The following is an 18,854-nucleotide window of genomic DNA, read 5'->3' as shown; positions in this document are numbered from 1 at the left end:
CAATTTTTAAAAAATATAAACATCATTTTTATATACTATGTTTTGTTGCTTTTACAACAAAACGATGCCCGAATTTTGAAAAATTGTTAGTAACTATTAATGTGAAAAAATATTAATTAAATGGAAAATATTTTCAGAAAAGCACCCTGTTGTTAAGTGTTTTTGCAAGTTTAATTATTAATAATATTTCCTATGTTATAAACATACAAAATTATTGTTAACAAATTTGATCGAATTTTATTTTTGAAGAAAAATAGGTGTTATCGAGTTTAATCGAATTATTCAATAATTAATTTTACTTAAACCCTAAAAGGCTTGAAGAATAGTTATTGTTTTTCTTTAGTGTTTAAAGAAAAAAAGGAGAGCCATATATTAGATGATGAAATTTATATAATTAAGGGGTTTTGTGATGATAAATAGTTGGGAGCTATACTTTGAATGCCAAAAATAATTCAACTTTAAATAATACCAATTCAACCTTTTTTTATCCCATTTGATATTATTCTGTTTTTTAACCTAGCTGTTTTTACTCAAATTTGGTATATCAAAAAATCGAACAGTTATGAACACAATCATTAAAACACTCATCATTTTTTTTATAAGTATTATTTCGGCGTATGCTCAAAACAATATTTCTGGTTATATCTTAGATGAAAGTAACAAGCCCTTAGAGTTTGCTAATGTTATACTACATAGTGCAACTTCAAAAGAAATTGTTACTGGTGTTATTTCTTCCGAAGCAGGGTTTTATAAATTTGAAAATGTTGAAAACGGAAATTACTATCTCGAAATTTCGGTATTAGGGTTTAAGTTGAAAAGGTGCGATGCTTTTCTGATAGAGAATAATTCGAAAACTTTCGATTTTAACTTAGCAGAAGATGTTTTAGATGAAATTGTAATTACCCATAAACGCCCTGTAATTAGGCAAACGGCCGAGAAATTGATTATAGATTTGGAACAATCAGAAATGATAAATTCTAATTTACAAGATATTATGCGTGGCGTGCCAGGAATTATTGTAACCAATAATGGTATTAGTTATGCTGGGCAAAGTAATATTAGAATTTTGATAAATGGAAAAACTACCGATTATATGGACATGGATACGCTGTTGCGCGATATGCCTGCAGATAATATAGCTAAAGTAGAGCTGGTAGAGCAACCAGGTGCAGAGTTTGATGCTACAGGGTCTGGACCAATTATTAATATTATTTTAAAGAAAAATGTAAAGTTAGGTACACATGGTAGTGTGTCTACTTGGGTTGGTGAAGATGAAGGTTTTGAGCATGGCACAAGTGCATCTATTGCTAGTTATAAAAACAAGTTAAATTGGCAAGCTAGTACAGGCTATTCGAGCCCAACATGGCGTGAAGATTTGTTTATTAATAGAAGCATTGGAGAAGAAAACTATAACCAAGCAACTATTGAACCTTATAATCCAAAAACGTTTAGAATTAGTGGTAGTATTGATTATTATATCAACGATAAACATTCTATTGGTTTTGGAATTAAAAACAGTAACACAAATTCTGATAGAGTTGCAAACAGTGCAAATATTATAACCACAGCTAGCACTACAGATTTTTTGTATTCTGAAAATAGCTTTAATCGTGACCAAAAAGTATTTAATATCAATCCGTATTATGAGTTTAAAACAGAAGGGCATAAACTTACCGCCGATTTTAATTATGTAGATTATAAAAATGATAATAGAAACACATTGGCTTCTGTAGACGGTAGTACTATTGCTTACACAAACCAAAGGTATTTACAAGACGGAAATTACCAAATTAAAACCTTTAGGAGTGATTATGTTCGTACGCTTTCTGAAGATTTTAAACTAAGTGTTGGTGCAAAATATTCTCAGGTAAATACAGATAGCGATTTGCAATCTTTTAGTGAAAATGAAGATGGTGATTTTGAGTTTAATAACACGGCAAGCAATATTTTTTTGGTAGATGAAAACATTTTTGCACTCTATTCTAAAATTAACATCACAGAGGGTAAATGGTCTTTTTCTGGTGGGTTACGCTTTGAGGATAGCAATACAAAAGGGACTTCTAGCAGTGATAATGAAACACGAGAACGGGAAATTTCTAAGCTTTTCCCAAGTGCAGCATTAAGCAGAAAAATAAATAAAAATTTAGCAGCAAGTCTAGCTTATAGCTACCGTATTAGCAGGCCTAGTTATAATACTTTAAATTCGTTTGTTACGTATTACGATCCATTATCTTCAGATGTTGGTAACGAAAATTTAAAACCATCATTCACCAATAAATATCAATTTAATTTAACCTTCGATGGGCAGCCATTTTTTGCAATAGCTTACAGCGAAACTAAAGACGATATGTTTCAGTTTGTTTCTCAAGATAATGAAACTGCACAAATAGAGCGTACAACTATTAATTTAAGCGATAGTAAAAACTGGAATTTTAGACTATTTGGTCCTTTAAGTTTTATAAATAACGTAGAAGGATATACGGGAATAATTGTGAGTCAAAATAAATTTGGATCTACCACTAATAATTTAAATTTAGAAAAATGGAGCTTAATTTGGTTTACTCAAGCTAGTTACGAGCTACCATGGGAAATTAATGCAGAAGTTAGTGGAAACTACGGAACAGGGGCTTTAGAAGGAGGTCTTGATACCGATTGGTTTGCCGACTTAAATTTTTCTTTGGGTAAAAAGTTTTTAGACGATAAACTAAAAGTAAATTTAGCGCTTAGTAAAATTTTAAATAGAGGTTTTGTTGGGGTTATAGATTATAATGGTTTGTATGCTGAAGTAGAGAGTAACCAGTCGAGGCAGAATATTCAATTAAGATTATCGTATAGTTTTGGGTCTAAATTTGGAAAAAAGACAAGTAGAAGAAACGCTTCTGAAGATGAAGAAAATAGAATTAATGATAATAATTAATATGTTTGTATAACTATGAATAAAAAAATAAATAGAACCGATTTTCTAATTTTAGGCGTTTATTTTTTGGTGTCGTTTATTATTCAAGGTAAGTATTATATTGAACGAGATGCATTGCTGAGAGAATATTTAATCGATTTTCCTGTCGAGATTATAAGTGTTACAAGCGTTATTTTTTTATTTACATTTTGGTTAATACCAAAAGTAGTTGTTCAAAAAAAATACGTGTTGTTTATAATTTATGGTGTTTTAATTTTACTTATTATTCCTGGAATCGATTATACTATAGGCTTTTGGACAGGGGCTAACGATTGGGCAAAATTCCCTAAGGGTATCGATTTTGTTTTACAAATGATTAGTTTAGGAACTCAGCAATCGGCCTTTCCATTTGCTTTATTTCTTACTAAAAAGTTTTATGAAGGGCAAACCGAATATTTAAAAATTGAAAAACAACAAAAAGAAAACGAGCTTAAATTACTCCGTTCACAAATAGACCCGCATTTTTTGTTCAATAATTTAAATACCCTAGATGCACTTATCGATCGTGATACGGTAAAAGCTAAAGAGTATATTAATAGGTTGTCGCTTATTTACAGGTATTTAATAAAAACCAAAGATGCTGAGGTAATGGAATTAGCCGAAGAAATTGAACTAGCTGAAAATTATATGTTTTTAATTAAAACACGTTTTGCAACAGATTACGATTTTAAAATAGAAAAGAAAATTGATATTGAAGATAAGTTTATACCAACAGGAGCAATACAAACATTACTAGAAAATGTGGTGAAACATAATAAACCCGTTGACGGTAGTGCTATAAAAACGGTAATTTATATTGATGAAAATGAATTAACGGTTGTTAACACGAAGTCTAATATTATATCTAAAAACGAATCGTTTGGAACGGGTTTAGAGAACTTGAAAACACGTTATAAATTCTTATCAGATAAAGAGGTTGTTATTATTGATACAGAAGAGGAATTTAAAATAGCAATTCCGATTATTAATTTAGTTGAAGAAAATTGAAAACAGTATGAAGATTTTAATTTTAGAAGATGAAATACCAGCATACCAAAAGTTGCTATCCTTTGTAAACGATTATTTTGAAGATGAAATTCCTCACGATTGGGCGCGCTCTATAAGTGAAGGAAAACTGATGTTAACAAATAATGCTTACGATTTTATTCTATCGGATATTCAGCTGTTAGACGGGCTTTCTTTCGATTTGTTTAATGATGTTTCCATTAATACACCTATTATCTTCTGTTCGGCTCACGATGATTATTTATTTCAAGCTTTTAACACCAATGGTATTGCTTATATCTTAAAACCATACACGCAGTTGGATTTTAAAAGAGCTATCGAGAAATACCAATCATTATTTAAACAAGGGCATTACACGGCATTAAATCAAGAAACAATAAGCGAACTAAAATCAGCTTTAAAAGAAGAGCACACCAGTTATAAAAAACGATTTGTAATAAAGAAGTCGAAAGGCATTCAGTTATTAAGTGTTTCAGAAATAGTAAAAATAGAAGCCTCTGGCGATTTCTGCATGGCTACCGATTTAAAAGGAAAGCGCCATACTATTTCTCAAAATTTAGGAGCTATCCATAGTCAATTACATCCCAGTAAATTTTTTAAAATAAATAGAAGTGAAATTATCAGTATCGATGGTATCGAAAATATAGAAAGTCATTTTAAAAACCGTTTATTAATTACAGTAACAGGAATTAAAGACAAAGTGATGACGAGTTCGTCAACAACTTCTGATTTTAGAAGGTGGTTGGAGCAGTAAAAAAATCCCTTTGTAAAAAGGGATCTTACATGTTTTAATAATGAATAATATCAAAACTAAAAAACTCCTACCGAAGCAGGAGTTTTAATATAATAAAGATTTTATAAATGATTGTTTTTCTTGATTATAAGATGTCTTTTTTTAATCATTCAACTTTAAAACAGCCATAAACGCTTGCTGAGGTATTTCTACATTACCAACTTGACGCATACGTTTTTTACCTTTTTTCTGTTTTTCAAGTAGTTTTCTTTTGCGAGAAATATCACCACCATAACATTTTGCTGTTACATCTTTTCTAAGGGCTTTAATTGTTTCTCTCGAAATAATTTTTGCACCAATAGCCGCCTGAATTGGAATATCGAATTGCTGACGTGGAATTAATTCTTTTAATTTTTCACACATTTTCTTACCAATATTCTGTGCATTATCAGCATGAATTAAGGCAGAAAGCGCATCAACAGTAAGTGCATTTAATAAAATATCTAAACGTACTAATTTTGATTCTTTCATTCCGATAGGATGGTAATCGAAAGAAGCATACCCTTTAGAAACTGTTTTTAAACGATCGTAAAAATCGAATACAATTTCTGCAAGAGGCATTTCAAAAGTTAACTCAACACGTTCCGGTGTTAAATACGTTTGATTAAGAACGATACCACGTTTTTCAATACAAAGAGACATCACATTACCAACAAAATCAGATTTTGTAATAATAGTAGCCTTAATATAAGGTTCCTCAACACGATTTACTGTAGTAGGTTCCGGTAAATCCGACGGGTTATTTACAATAAAAGCTTCGTTCGGGTTTTTGTTTGTGTAAGCATGGTAAGATACATTGGGAACAGTAGTAATTACCGTCATATCGAACTCACGTTCTAAACGTTCTTGTATAATTTCCATGTGTAACATTCCTAAGAATCCACAACGGAAACCAAAACCTAAAGCTGCAGAACTTTCTGGAGCAAACACTAACGAGGCATCGTTAAGTTGTAGCTTTTCCATAGAGTTTCTAAGCTCTTCGTAATCTTCAGTATCTACAGGGTAAATACCAGCAAATACCATTGGTTTTACGTCTTCAAAACCTTCTACAATATTTGTAGTTGGATTGGCGAAATCGGTAATGGTATCACCAACTTTTACTTCCTTAGCGGTTTTAATACCTGTAATTAAGTAGCCTACATCTCCAGTTTTTACGCTTTTTTTAGCAACTTGAGTTAGTTTTAAAGTTCCAACTTCATCGGCAAAATACTCTTTATCTGTAGCGACGAATTTAATTTTTTGTCCTTTTTTTATTTCACCATTAAAAACTCTAAAATACGTTTCAATACCTCTAAATGTATTGTAAACTGAGTCGAAAATTAAGGCTTGTAAAGGTGCGTCGGGATCTCCTTTTGGAGCAGGAACGCGATCGATAATAGCTTTTAAAATATTCTCGACACCGAAACCTGTTTTTCCACTAGCGTGAATAACTTCTTCTGGATCGCAGCCTAGTAAATCTACAATATCATCGGTAACCTCTTCTGGGTTTGCACTTGGTAAATCTACCTTATTTAGTACAGGAATAATCTCTAAATCATTCTCTAAAGCTAAGTATAAGTTAGAAATAGTTTGTGCTTGTATACTTTGTGCGGCATCTACAATTAAAAGCGCACCTTCGCAGGCTGCAATAGATCTAGAAACCTCGTAAGAGAAATCTACGTGGCCAGGTGTATCAATTAAGTTTAAAACATATTTTTCGCCATCTAACTCATAGTCCATTTGGATGGCATGCGATTTTATGGTAATACCACGTTCACGCTCCAAATCCATACTATCTAGTAGTTGGGCTTGTTGCTCTCTAGCGGTTACAGAGCCTGTAAAATCTAACAAACGGTCGGCAAGTGTGCTTTTCCCGTGGTCAATATGTGCAATAATGCAAAAGTTTCTAATATTCTTCATAGTCAACAGTCTTCAAAAAAGCGAAGATTTGCCAAAGATAGCTGTTTTCATTGAGTTTTACGATTAGACTTTTTAGGTTTCTTACATTGTTTTGATTTCAATTTAATATGAAGTAAAAATTAATCATCACTTTCGTGAGCTTTTAAATCTTCAGTTAAATCTAATTTCCTAAAAGAAGGAGAAGCTAAACCTGTTGCAACCACAGTAATTAATGTCATAGTGCCTCCAAAAACCACGGCAGTAACGGCACCGAAAAATTTAGCAGTAACGCCACTTTCAAAAGCGCCTAACTCGTTTGAAGATCCTACAAACATAGAGTTTACAGACGATACACGTCCACGCATGTGGTCGGGTGTTTTTATCTGAAAAATGGTTTGTCTAATCACCATAGATACACCATCTGTCATGCCGCTAAAGAATAAGGCTATTGCCGAAATCCAGAATATATTAGATAACCCGAATACAATAATACATACTCCAAAACCGAAAATAGCAACCAATAATTTCATGCCTGCATTTTTACTTATCGGAATATATGCTGTAATTAACATAGTTAAAAAAGCGCCAACAGCTGGCGCGGCACGTAATACGCCAAAACCTTCACTACCTACTTTTAAAATGTCTTGTGCAAAAACAGGGAGCAATGCAATGGCACCACCAAAAAGTACGGCAACCATATCTAAAGTCATGGCACCTAAAACGGCTTTGGTTTTAAATACAAAACGTAGGCCTTCTTTTAAGCTGTCTATTACAGGTTCGCCTATTTTAGGGTTTAAAATAGGTTTACGTTTTATTTGTAATAAGATGAAAAAGGACATAAGGATGAGTCCGAATATGATGCATAGCGACCAATGTACTCCAATCCAACCAATGGTGAAACCTCCTAAAGCGGGGCCTAAAACACCTGCCATTTGCCAGGTTGAACTGTTCCATGTGGCGGCGTTTGGATATACTTTTTTAGGAACAATTAAAGCTACAAGAGAAAAGATTGTTGGTCCAAAAAAGGAACGTAAAAAACCTCCAAAAAAGACTAAGGCGTAAATGGAATATAAAATGCTTTTAGAACTCCATTCACCAACAATTTTATCCCAAGTGAGCATAAATAACCCAAAACTAATTAGAGAAAAAGCAGCAATACAAGTAGCTAAGAGATTTCGTTTTTCTTTTTGATCTACAATATGTCCAGCAAAAAGAGCCATGGTAAATGCTGGAATAATTTCCATTAAACCAATAATACCAAGAGATAAAGGGTCTTTTGTAAGGCTGTAAACTTGCCACTCAATAACAATAAATTGCATAGACCAACCAAAAACAAGTAGAAAGCGGACTAATAAAAATATATTGAATTCTTTAATACGCAATGCTGCGTAGGGATCAGTTTTTGCCATGATTACCTTCCTGCGAAGACAGGAATTTTAGTTTTAACTTGCAATAGTAACTACTAAGGTTTTAAGCCTTAATATCACGTATTTTCATTTGTAAGCTTATGTTGCCTTGCCATTCGTTTTCGTCGATAGAATAAACGGCTTTAAATGGTTTGCCGTTTGAAATAATTTCAAACTTATCTGCCATACTAAAACCAATACCAACAACATTTTTAGATGTGCCGGCTTGCGTAGCTGTTAATCTTAAATGAGTTTGATCTGCACCAACTGGTTTTCCGTAGCCGGTATCAATTAGGTTTTCGGTTAAAAAAACAGGTGTCATATTACTTGGGCCGTAAGGAGCAAATTGTTTTAAAATTCTATTAAATTTAGGCGTAATGTTGTCTAAATCTATTTCTAAATCTATTTTTATTTCGGGTGTAAGTAAGTTTCTATCTATAGTTTTAGAAACCTCGTCTTCAAAAGCTTGTTTAAAGGCTTCGTAGTTTTCTTCTTTTAATGTTAATCCTGCTGCGTATTTGTGTCCACCAAATTGTTCAATATGTTCGGTACAAGCTTCCAAGGCATTGTAAACATCAAAACCTTTTACTGAGCGTGCCGATGCTGCTAAAAACTCACCACTTTTAGTGAAAACCAAAGTTGGTCTATGGTAGGTTTCGGTTAATCTAGAAGCTACGATACCAATAACGCCTTTATGCCAATCTTTATCGTAAACAACTGTGGTTAGGCGGTCTTGTTCTTTGTTTTTTTCAATTTGGACAAGTGCTTCTTCTGTTATTCTTTTATCTGTTTCGCGACGCTCAAGATTGTAATCGTTAATTTCTGCGGCATATTTAGTCGCTAACTCATCATCTTCCTCGGTTAATAAGGTTACCGCATAATTACCATGTTTCATACGGCCAGCAGCATTAATACGTGGTGCTACAATAAATACAACATCGGTTATGGTTAGTTCTGTTTTTTCTACTTGCGCTAAAATGGCTTTAATTCCTGGTCGAGGATTGGTGTTAATAACCTGTAAACCAAAATAAGCAAGAACACGATTTTCACCATCTATAGGAACAATATCTGCTCCAATAGCCGTGGCTACTAAATCTAAATATTCGGTTAAATCTTCGGCTGTTTTCCCTTCTTTAGAAGCTAAGGCTTCAATAAGTTTAAAGCCTACACCACAGCCACAAAGTTCTTTATATGGGTAGTTGCAATCTTCTCGTTTTGGATCTAAAACGGCTGCCGCATCTGGAATTTTTTCGCCTGGTCTGTGGTGGTCGCAGATAATGAAATCTATGCCTAATTCTTTAGCGTGCGCCACTTTATCTATGGCTTTAATACCGCAATCTAGAGCAACTATTAAAGTGAAATTATTTTCTAGTGCAAAGTTTATTCCTTTATAGGAGACGCCATAACCTTCATCATACCTGTTTGGGATATACGTGTAAACCAAATTATGTATTGATTTAAGGTAGGTAGACATAAGCGCCACAGAGCTGGTGCCATCTACATCGTAATCGCCATAAACCAAAATATTTTCGTTGTTTGCTATTGCTTTTTCTATACGCGCCACAGCTTTGTCCATATCTTTCATTAAGAATGGATCGTGTAAATCTGTTAAGCTAGGGCGGAAAAAAGTTTTTGCTTCTTCAAAAGTTTTAATACCACGTTGCAAAAGTAATGTTGCTGTGGTAGCGTCTACATTTAATGCTTTTTGCAAAGCTTCAGTTTCTGCTGCCTGTGGTTTTTCTTTTAATGTCCAACGCATTTTGTGTTTCTTTAAGAGGTTTCAAATGTAATTAAAACTTTATACTTTAATGGACTTCGTATAAAATACTAAGAACTATAGAGCTTTATTACTTATGTAATTTAACTTAAGACTAGCGAGTTTTATTGCGTTTATTATACTTGAAAATATTATTTTGAATGAAAGTGTGTTTCTATGGTTAATTCTGAAAATTGGCGAAACATTTCCATAACACCACAATACTTTTCAATAGATAAATCGACTGCTTTTTGAAGCTTTTTTTCATTTAAGTTATTGCCGTAAAAATGAAAGTGCATAGCAACCTTATCGTAATATTTTGGGTGCTCTTCAGTTAGGTTGGCTTCGGTTTCTATTTTAAAGTCGTTGACTTCTAATTTCATTTTTTTAATTAATGATGCCACGTCTAACCCAGAGCAACCTGCTAATCCAGATAGCATCAATGCTTTTGGACGGTAACCTTCGCTTTTTCCACCGTTTTCTTCACCTGCATCTATAAAAAGATTGTGTCCTGATGGGTTTGTGCTTTCAAATCTCATTTCACCTAACCAGGTTGTGGTAACTAAATTTTTCATTTTTCTTAATTTGTTTGCTCAAAAATAGTATAAAATAATGTAAAAGTGCTTTTCTTAAAATAGGGCAGTAAGGTTTTAATACCCATTCAATACCTCACAAAGTCTGCTAATATCTTCTTCTGTATGGGCTGCGCTAATTACAATTCTACTCATTATAGGTGATGTTTCATCGGGATACCTAAAACTAGTTACTATAATGTTATTATTTTCAAGATGTTTATTTAATTGTTCATTTGAAAAGCTAAAAGCAGGGTGTGTTTTCATCCACTTAAATCTTTCAAGGTTTTCTATATTGTTTATAAAATAATCGATGTTATGTTTCAGCGTTTTTCGTTTCGCAGTATAAATATTTTCTGCGCTAACTATAGTTGCTAAATTAGCTGGAGCAGCAGGACTAGAACCTCCAAAAAATGCCGTGCTTTCTAATTTGTTAACTCTGTACTTAGATCCAAAAATAGCACCAGCTTGAATTCCGAAACCTTTACCTAAGGAGCAGCAAACTATAAGTTCTTTAGGGTTTAATGCCTGAATAGTTTTAAATACGCCACTACCATTTTCACCAGTAATACCAATGCTATGAGAATCGTCTACCACTAAAATAATATCAGAAAGTGGTAACGATTTTAAAGCTTCAAAATCAGGGAAATTTGTACCATAAAAATCTATAGCATCTAAAAAAACAACAGGAGTTTGTTCTGTTTGGTTTGCTAAATGTAAACTTAAAATGGCTTTTAGCTCTCTATAAGATTGGGTCGATTTATTTTCTGTAATCGATAAATTTAATGCGGCATGTGTATTTGGAGCATAAAAAAAACTGTACTTTTTAGTGTTTAAACTTTGAGCAATAAGTTGTCCGGCCAAATATCCAGAAGATAAGCTAACACAAGTTTCGCTGCCAATTAATTTAGATAAATAGGCTTCCGTTTCGTCATATATATTTAGGCGTACATTAGATTTTCGAGACGCGCCATAATTCGTTCCGTGTTTTCTAATATTTTTAATAAATATATTTTGAAAATCCACATCAGTTTGTAACCCCAAATAAGAGGTGCCACCAAAATAAAGGTAGTTTTCACCTTCAATTAAAATGTGGTTAGATGGAAAGGAATCTAAATTATAAACCATTATTTTAAAGTTACGCCACTGCCTCCTAAAGTTGGGAAAATAACATTAGCATCTTCTTTAATAATTACGCCATTTGCAATGTCTTCTTTAAGTAAAAGGGCGCCATCCATATCAACATAATCTAGTTGAGGTATAAGTTGAGCAATGGCCGAAATACCAACGGTAGATTCCGTCATGCAACCCACCATAACTTTTACACCCATGGCTTTACCTTTTTTAATCATGCGCAAAGCAGGTGTTAATCCGCCACATTTGGTAAGCTTAATATTTATACCGCTAAAGTGATTTCCACAAGCTTCCACATCATTTTCTACAATGCAGCTTTCGTCTGCAATTACTGGTAAAACGCAATGCTTCATTACTTTTTTCATGCCTTCCCAGTCATCAGCTTTTAATGGTTGTTCTAGAAACTCAACACCTAACTCTTTTAAAAGCGGTGCGTTTTTAATAGTTTCATCTGTCGTCCAAGCACAATTAGCATCAATTCTAAAAACAGCATTACTTTCTTTTCTTAATGCTTTTACAATATTAACATCGTCGTTGGTGCCAAGTTTTATTTTGTAAATTGGCCATGGCATTTCTTTCATTTTAGCAACCATTTTATCGATACTCGCAATACCAATAGTGTAATTGGTGGTTGGGTATGTTTCTAAAGTTGTTCCCCAAATATTATAAAGTGATTTACCTTCTAGTTTGCCGTATAAATCGTGAGCAGCTAAATCTAAAGCGCAAATAGCAAAATTGGTTAATCCTTTTTCAACTAAAAATGCATGAAAAACTTCTGGTGTTGTAAAGTTGAAGTTTTCGATTTCAGTTGAAATTGCGTTAATTTCTGCCGTCATACTTTCAACAGTAATGTTGTAGTACGGGTTAGATGTAGCTTCACCATAGCCTGTTTTTCCGTTTAGGGTAAGACAAGCAATTAAGCTAGGTTGAATGTCGTGAGACTCTCTAGAAATGGTGAATGTATGTTTGAGTTTTAGGTTGTAAGCCTTTAATTGTATTTGCATTTATATTTTTTTATCGAGAGTCGTGATGTGTTGTAAAGGTTTATTGTTTTTCTGTTAATGGTTCACCTTCAAAAGCTAATCCATCAAAACCTGTTTTCATAAAGTTTCTAATGTTTTGGTGTCCATCGCCGTTTGGGTCTTTTAATACGTCTTCAAAGTAATATTGACCAAAACAAGCTAGTGTTTCCTCTTTTGTAAAACCTTCGTTTTTAGCAAAGGCAAATAATTTGCAAGAGCCAGAGTTTTCACCTGCAGCATTTGTTAATTCGCCATTTTTAAAAGCGGTTGGTGTAAAATTGTATTTCGCTTCAATGGCGGTTATAGTATCGGAAAAAGTAATAGTTTCCGGTGCGTTTTTTAATGTGCTTTTAAATAATTCTAATGTCATTTTTTTATTTCTTTTTTCCTCCAACAATAATTACAATTTCACCTTTTGGTGGTTTGTTAGTGTAATGTTCTAATACTTCTTTTGCGGTACCGCGAATAGTTTCTTCGTATAGTTTTGTAAGTTCTCGAGATACAGAAACCTCTCGGTCTTCTCCAAAATACTCACAAAAATGGCCTAAAGTTTTTATTAATTTATGCGGACTTTCGTAAAATATTATGGTTCTAGTTTCTTCAGCTAAAAGTAGTAAACGTGTTTGGCGTCCTTTTTTTACCGGTAAAAAACCTTCGAATATAAATTTATCATTAGGTAAACCCGAATTTACTAATGCAGGTACAAATGCTGTGGCACCTGGCAGGCAATCTACTTCAATACCATTTTCAATGCAGGCACGAGATAATAAAAATCCAGGATCGGAAATAGCTGGTGTTCCAGCATCGCTAATTAAAGCTACGGTTGTTCCGCTTTTTAATTTCTGAATAATGTTTTCAACCGTTTTATGCTCGTTATGCATATGGTGGCTTTGCATGTGGGTCGAAATTTCAAAATGCTTTAAGAGTTTTCCAGATGTTCGGGTATCTTCAGCTAAAATTAAATCGACATCTTTTAAAACTTCAACGGCTCTAAAAGTGATATCTTTTAAGTTGCCAATAGGTGTTGGTACTATATATAGTTTACTCATTATTCAAATTTGGCTTCAATAATTTCCAAAAAGCGGGTTTCAAATTCTTCTTTACCGCTCCAATTATTATAATCGGGTTTTACCATGGTATCGATAAATTCTTTGGCGTTTTTATAAGAAAGAAAGGTGTTTAGTTGAGAGATAACACGATCGTAATCTCCAACCTGATCATCAAACAAATGCTTGATAAAGGCTATTTTATCATTTAGACCAATTTTTAATCCCCCAGATTTAAGTTTGTCGTTTAGAGATTTTTTATCGGTTAAAACACCGTTTTCACTTTTCTTTACGGGTTCAAAAACAGGTGTTTCTTCAAAGCCTAAAGTAAGGTCTTCTAAATTATGTTTAACAACAGGAGTTTTTGGCTCTATTTTTTCGAATAAATCGTCTACTTGCTGTGTTTCGTGTGGCATTTGCGCAACCATATCTTTAATGGTTTCCATTAAAGGTTCGGTAATCTCTTCGTTTTGGTGGTCTTCTAAATTGGTGTAAATTTTATCGTCGTCTTCAATATTATCACTAATTTTATTATTGAAAGCGGTATCGAGCATGCTAAAAAACGACGAATCGTTACCTATACTCGGTATGTTATCTTCAAAATTTTCCTGAGCAAACTTTAAAACCGATAGCTTTTCAAACAACTCTTTTGCCTCGGTATGCATTTTAATTACATCTTCTTTACCTTTCAGTTTCAGAATTCTATGAGCTATACTTACAAGTTCAGATTCTAATTTCTTCTTCATTGTTTATAAATTTAAAATTTAAAGGTATTAAGGCGTTTGATTTTTAATAAATTTGCGTCACCTTTATACAAACCAATTTTAGTGTTAAAATTACGAAATGTTTCTTGAAAATACGGTAAATCATAAAGAACAATTTGGATGGATTGAAGTCATATGCGGCTCTATGTTTTCGGGAAAAACCGAAGAACTCATCCGTAGACTTAAACGTGCGCAGTTTGCAAGGCAGCGTGTTGAGATTTTTAAACCAGCCTTAGATACGCGTTACGACGAGGAAATGGTGGTGTCTCACGATTCTAACGAAATTCGTTCTACACCTGTTCCAGCGGCAGCAAACATCCCTATTTTGGCCGATGGTTGTGATGTGGTTGGTATAGATGAAGCTCAATTTTTCGATGACGAAATTGTTCGGGTTTGTAACGATTTGGCCAATAAAGGCGTTCGCGTAATTGTTGCCGGATTGGATATGGATTTTAAAGGAAACCCTTTTGGGCCTATGCCTTACCTAATGGCAACGGCCGATTATGTAACTAAAGTTCATGCTGTTTGTACACGAACCGGAAATTTAGCTCAATACAGTTACCGTAAAGCTAAAAGCGATAGTTTGGTGCTTTTAGGCGAAGTGGAAGAGTACGAACCGTTAAGCAGAGCAGCGTATTATAAAGCTATGGAGCGCGATAAAGTTCGCAATATGCAAGTGAAAGATGAAGAGGAGGTTGAATCTAAAACAAAAGATTCCGATGCCTAAAGCAAGAGAAACTGTGCTTGAAATCGATTTAAAAAAACTAAAACATAACTTTGAGTATTTAAAATCGAAACTTGATAACAATACGCTATTTTTAGCCGTTGTTAAAGCGTTTGCTTATGGTAATGAAGCTTCTGAAATTGCAAATTATTTAGAAACTATTGGAGCCGATTATTTTGCTGTAGCTTATATAGATGAAGGTGTGGCATTGCGTAAAGCTGGTGTAACAAAGCCTATTTTGGTGTTGCATCCACAAACTGTAAATTTTAAGGTTTTAATTGAAAATAATTTAGAGCCAAGCATTTACAACTCAAAAATACTTAAAGAATTTATTGAAATTGCTTCTGCGGAAGAAAAACAAAACTATCCTATTCACCTGAAGTTTAATACGGGTTTAAATAGGTTAGGTTTTTGGCACAGTGATGTAGAAACTATTCATAATATTATAGGTGAAACCAAAACTATTCATATCAAATCTATCTTTTCGCATTTAGCGGCAAGTGAAGATTTGGAAGAAAAAATATTTACCTTAAATCAAATAGAAACTTTTAAAGGTATTGCAACTAATTTTGAAGAAACGTTTGGTTACAAACCTATGCTTCATATTTGTAATACTTCGGGAATTTTAAATTATCCCGAAGCGCATTTTAATATGGTGCGTAGCGGTATAGGATTGTATGGTTTTGGAAATTCCGAAGAAGAGAACATACACTTTCAACCTATTGCAACATTAAAAACTGCTATTTCACAAATTCATCATTTAAAAAAAGGAGAAACTGTTGGTTATAATCGCGCCTTTAAAACCAATTCGGTTTTAAAAACAGCAACTTTACCAATTGGTCATGCTGATGGTATTGGTAGAATTTATGGAAATGGAAAGGGTTTTGTAACAATTAACAATCAAAAAGCACCCATAATTGGTAATGTTTGTATGGATATGATTATGGTAAATATTACGGATATAGATTGTAATGAGGGTGATGAGGTTATTGTTTTTGATGCAAATTCTACAGCAGAAACCCTAGCACAAACCGCAAACACAATTTCTTATGAATTGATTACGAGTATCTCACAGCGCGTAAAGCGAATTATTAGGGGTGCTTAAATTTTAGAGCCGCAATTTAATTTGTGACTTTTTAACTATATTGTGGTCTAATAAATTATTAACTAACAAATTTATAAAATTATGCTTAAAGAATTTAAAGAGTTTGCAATGAAGGGAAACCTTGTTGATATTGCTGTCGGTTTCGTAATGGGTGCAGCTTTTAAAGAAGTTGTAACGTCATTTACAGGAGGAATTGTTTCTCCACTTATTGGATTAATTTTCGATGCAGATTTCAAATCATTAAGATATCAATTAAAAGAAGGAGCTTTAGATGAAGCAGGAAAAATGGTAGGAGATGTATATTTAGAATATGGTACGTTTTTAACAAACATAATAGACTTTATTATTGTGGCATTTGTAATGTTCTTAGTTGTTAAAGGTATCAATGGAATGAAGAAGAAAGAAGAGGAAGCTCCAGCAGCACCAGCAGGACCATCTCAAGAAGATTTACTTGCTGAAATTAGAGATTTACTTAAAAAATAACAAAGCGTTAATTATATAACATACTGTTATTTGTTGTTAAAAAGCCCTCGTTTTTCGTAAATGAGGGCTTTTTTTAGATTTTAGAATAGAATTAATACTTAGTTTTGCTAACAGAAATTTAATAAACAAAAAATTATGAAAATAGCAGTTGTAGGCGCTACTGGAATGGTAGGTGAGGTGATGCTAAAGGTTTTAGAAGAACGTAACTTTCCAGTTACCGAATTATTATTGGTAGCTTCAGAGCGTTCTGTTGGAAAAAAATTAACTTTCAAGAATAAAGAATATACCGTTATTGGTTTAGCCGATGCTGTTGCTGCAAAGCCACAAATCGCAATTTTTTCTGCAGGTGGAGATACATCGGTAGAATGGGCGCCAAAATTTGCTGCAGCTGGTACAACGGTAGTCGATAATTCTTCTGCATGGAGAATGGATCCAACTAAAAAATTAGTGGTTCCAGAAATTAATGCAAGCGAATTAACAAAAGAAGATAAAATTATAGCAAACCCTAACTGTTCTACCATACAAATGGTAATGGCTTTGGCGCCGCTACATGCAAAATATAAAATGAAACGTGTTGTTGTTTCAACTTACCAATCGGTTTCTGGTACAGGTGTAAAAGCTGTAAAACAACTAGAAAATGAAATTGCTGGTATTGAAGGCGAAATGGCCTATCCTTACCCAATTGGTAGAAACGCATTACCACATTGTGATGTGTTTTTAGAAAACGGATACACCAAAGAAGAAATGAAATTGGCTCGTGAGCCACAAAAAATATTTAATGATCGTACATTTTCTGTAACGGCTACAGCTGTTCGTATTCCTACTGCTGGTGGGCATTCAGAATCTGTTAACGTTGAGTTTGAAAATGATTTCGATTTAGCTGACGTTCGCAAAATGTTAAGCGAAACATCGGGTATTGTGCTTCAAGATGACCCTTCTACAAACAGTTATCCAATGCCAATTTTTGCACATGATAAAGATGAGGTTTTTGTTGGAAGACTTAGAAGAGATGAAACACAGCCTAACACTTTAAATATGTGGATTGTTGCCGATAACTTACGTAAAGGAGCTGCAACAAACACTGTGCAAATTGCTGAATATTTAGTAGCAAATAACTTAGTATAAGTTACACTTTTTTAAATATTTAAGCTCCTGTAAATTTTACAGGAGCTTTTTTTTGTGTTAATCTTGGTTTATAAACTCAATGTTATCGGGTGTTGATGCTTTGTTTAAAATAGTTTGAAAAACATATTCGCAAACTAGCTTTTCGCCTTCTAAATTTATAAGCTCCAAAGTGTCTTCGGGTGTGTGGTATTGCGGATGTCCGCCAGTATGTACACCTAAAACCGATATGTTTTTTTTGTAGAATGAAACATGGTCGGAGCCACCAACAGATCCTGCGTGAACTATAGGGTTTAAACCTAGAGACTTTCCGAGGTTCTTCATAAAATCTACGCCATTAGTAAATGTGCCTGCACCACCTGCATACACATGTTTTTTATCGTTTAAGCGGCCAACCATATCCATGTTAATCATTAATTTTATTTGAGAAAGCGGAATTAACGGGTTTTCTACAAAGTATTTACTGCCTAATAAACCTTGTTCTTCGGCTCCAAAAGCAATAAATAGCACACTTCTTTTTAATTGATCTTGTTTTGAAATTAACTTTTCTGCAATTTCTAATAGAGCGGCTGTTCCGCTAGCATTATCATCAGCACCATGATATACCACGCCTCTTTTATCCGATTTGGAAGATGGTCCGCCAAGTCCTAAATGATCGTAATGTGCTCCTAAAACAATGTATTCGTTTTTTAATTTCGGATCGTTTCCTTCAATAAAACCAATAACATTACAAGTGCTTACTTCTGGTTTTTCGTCTATACCTTTATCGACTCGTAATATGGCTGTAAAATGTTGCTCGTAATTTTTGCTTAACGGTTTTAAGCCTATAGTTTTAAATTCTTTTTTAATATATTTTACAACGCGTTTAGCGCCTTTTTCTCCTGGAAACCTTCCGCCGTTTTTATCTAATATTAAAAATTCAATATGATCTTTTATTTCATTTTCGGTTATTTCAGCTTGAGAAAACATACTGAAATATGATGCGATGGATAATACGAGTAGTGCTGTTTTTTTCATTATTAGGGTTTTGAGTAACATTGTCAAATATATAATTATACGGCATTTTAATTCCGTTATTATTGAATAAA

17 protein-coding genes are annotated in these 18,854 nt (G+C 33.5%); 7 read left to right on the top strand and 10 right to left on the bottom strand.

What is annotated here, in order from left to right:
* The first annotated feature begins 562 nt into the window (after positions 1–562).
* From DFQ06_RS10605 to DFQ06_RS10595, 3 genes are read left to right on the top strand one after another with little or no spacing between them, the layout of a single operon-like run.
* Positions 563–2,917, top strand: coding sequence for an outer membrane beta-barrel protein (locus tag DFQ06_RS10605; RefSeq protein WP_133967626.1), 2,355 nt, complete (start codon positions 563–565; stop codon positions 2,915–2,917).
* Positions 2,918–2,932: 15 nt separating this feature from the next.
* Positions 2,933–3,943, top strand: a complete 1,011-nt coding sequence (locus tag DFQ06_RS10600) for a sensor histidine kinase (RefSeq protein ID WP_133967624.1) — start codon at positions 2,933–2,935, stop codon at positions 3,941–3,943.
* A gap of 7 nt (positions 3,944–3,950) precedes the next feature.
* Entirely contained in the window at positions 3,951–4,715 is a 765-nt protein-coding gene (locus DFQ06_RS10595; protein WP_042496376.1) for a LytR/AlgR family response regulator transcription factor, read from the top strand.
* Between the two features lie 141 nt (positions 4,716–4,856).
* Here DFQ06_RS10595 and lepA read toward each other — a convergent pair whose 3' ends face one another.
* The 9 genes from lepA to DFQ06_RS10550 all read right to left on the bottom strand — a co-directional run bounded on the left by lepA (position 4,857) and on the right by DFQ06_RS10550 (position 14,314).
* Positions 4,857–6,653 (bottom strand): translation elongation factor 4, encoded by a 1,797-nt coding sequence (gene lepA, locus DFQ06_RS10590; protein ID WP_042496228.1) that lies wholly within the window; start codon positions 6,651–6,653, stop codon positions 4,857–4,859.
* A 119-nt stretch (positions 6,654–6,772) separates the two neighbouring features.
* Positions 6,773–8,041: an MFS transporter gene (locus tag DFQ06_RS10585; RefSeq protein ID WP_042496227.1), complete on the bottom strand. Its 1,269-nt coding sequence runs from the start codon at positions 8,039–8,041 to the stop codon at positions 6,773–6,775.
* Between the two features lie 61 nt (positions 8,042–8,102).
* Positions 8,103–9,797, bottom strand: coding sequence for a single-stranded-DNA-specific exonuclease RecJ (gene recJ / locus DFQ06_RS10580; protein ID WP_042496223.1), 1,695 nt, complete (start codon positions 9,795–9,797; stop codon positions 8,103–8,105).
* 149 nt (positions 9,798–9,946) lie between these two features.
* A complete protein-coding gene (locus DFQ06_RS10575; protein WP_042496220.1) occupies positions 9,947–10,369 on the bottom strand; it encodes an OsmC family protein in 423 nt (140 codons plus the stop codon).
* A gap of 75 nt (positions 10,370–10,444) precedes the next feature.
* Positions 10,445–11,494, bottom strand: a complete 1,050-nt coding sequence (locus DFQ06_RS10570) for an aminotransferase class I/II-fold pyridoxal phosphate-dependent enzyme (RefSeq protein ID WP_133967622.1) — start codon at positions 11,492–11,494, stop codon at positions 10,445–10,447.
* Complete coding sequence (locus tag DFQ06_RS10565) at positions 11,494–12,504, bottom strand: dipeptide epimerase (RefSeq protein ID WP_133967620.1); 1,011 nt, start codon at positions 12,502–12,504, stop codon at positions 11,494–11,496. The genes DFQ06_RS10570 and DFQ06_RS10565 overlap by 1 nt, the downstream gene beginning before the upstream one ends.
* Before the next feature lie 40 nt (positions 12,505–12,544).
* Positions 12,545–12,892: a HopJ type III effector protein gene (locus DFQ06_RS10560; RefSeq protein WP_042502696.1), complete on the bottom strand. Its 348-nt coding sequence runs from the start codon at positions 12,890–12,892 to the stop codon at positions 12,545–12,547.
* A gap of 4 nt (positions 12,893–12,896) precedes the next feature.
* Entirely contained in the window at positions 12,897–13,571 is a 675-nt protein-coding gene (gene rsmI / locus DFQ06_RS10555; RefSeq protein WP_074936626.1) for a 16S rRNA (cytidine(1402)-2'-O)-methyltransferase, read from the bottom strand.
* Positions 13,571–14,314 (bottom strand): hypothetical protein, encoded by a 744-nt coding sequence (locus DFQ06_RS10550; protein ID WP_042496215.1) that lies wholly within the window; start codon positions 14,312–14,314, stop codon positions 13,571–13,573. Before DFQ06_RS10550 ends, rsmI begins: the two co-directional genes overlap by 1 nt.
* Positions 14,315–14,411: 97 nt before the next feature.
* Here DFQ06_RS10550 and DFQ06_RS10545 point away from each other — a divergent pair, with 97 nt between their 5' ends.
* The 4 genes from DFQ06_RS10545 to DFQ06_RS10530 all read left to right on the top strand — a co-directional run bounded on the left by DFQ06_RS10545 (position 14,412) and on the right by DFQ06_RS10530 (position 17,769).
* Positions 14,412–15,059 carry a thymidine kinase gene (locus tag DFQ06_RS10545; protein WP_042502298.1) on the top strand — a complete coding sequence of 216 codons (648 nt, stop codon included), beginning with the start codon at positions 14,412–14,414 and terminating at the stop codon, positions 15,057–15,059.
* A complete protein-coding gene (alr, locus tag DFQ06_RS10540) occupies positions 15,052–16,161 on the top strand; it encodes an alanine racemase (RefSeq protein ID WP_042496212.1) in 1,110 nt (369 codons plus the stop codon). Before DFQ06_RS10545 ends, alr begins: the two co-directional genes overlap by 8 nt.
* A gap of 81 nt (positions 16,162–16,242) precedes the next feature.
* Positions 16,243–16,644, top strand: a complete 402-nt coding sequence (gene mscL / locus DFQ06_RS10535; RefSeq protein WP_042496209.1) for a large-conductance mechanosensitive channel protein MscL — start codon at positions 16,243–16,245, stop codon at positions 16,642–16,644.
* Between the two features lie 135 nt (positions 16,645–16,779).
* Positions 16,780–17,769, top strand: a complete 990-nt coding sequence (locus DFQ06_RS10530) for an aspartate-semialdehyde dehydrogenase (protein ID WP_042496207.1) — start codon at positions 16,780–16,782, stop codon at positions 17,767–17,769.
* A gap of 57 nt (positions 17,770–17,826) precedes the next feature.
* Here DFQ06_RS10530 and DFQ06_RS10525 read toward each other — a convergent pair whose 3' ends face one another.
* Complete coding sequence (locus DFQ06_RS10525; RefSeq protein ID WP_133967618.1) at positions 17,827–18,783, bottom strand: M28 family metallopeptidase; 957 nt, start codon at positions 18,781–18,783, stop codon at positions 17,827–17,829.
* Positions 18,784–18,854 lie beyond the last annotated feature (71 nt).

It is taken from the genome of Algibacter lectus (genome assembly GCF_004368925.1).
GTDB classification, from domain to species: Bacteria; Bacteroidota; Bacteroidia; order Flavobacteriales; family Flavobacteriaceae; genus Algibacter; species Algibacter lectus.
This window is presented reverse-complemented; position numbering and strand designations above follow the sequence as displayed.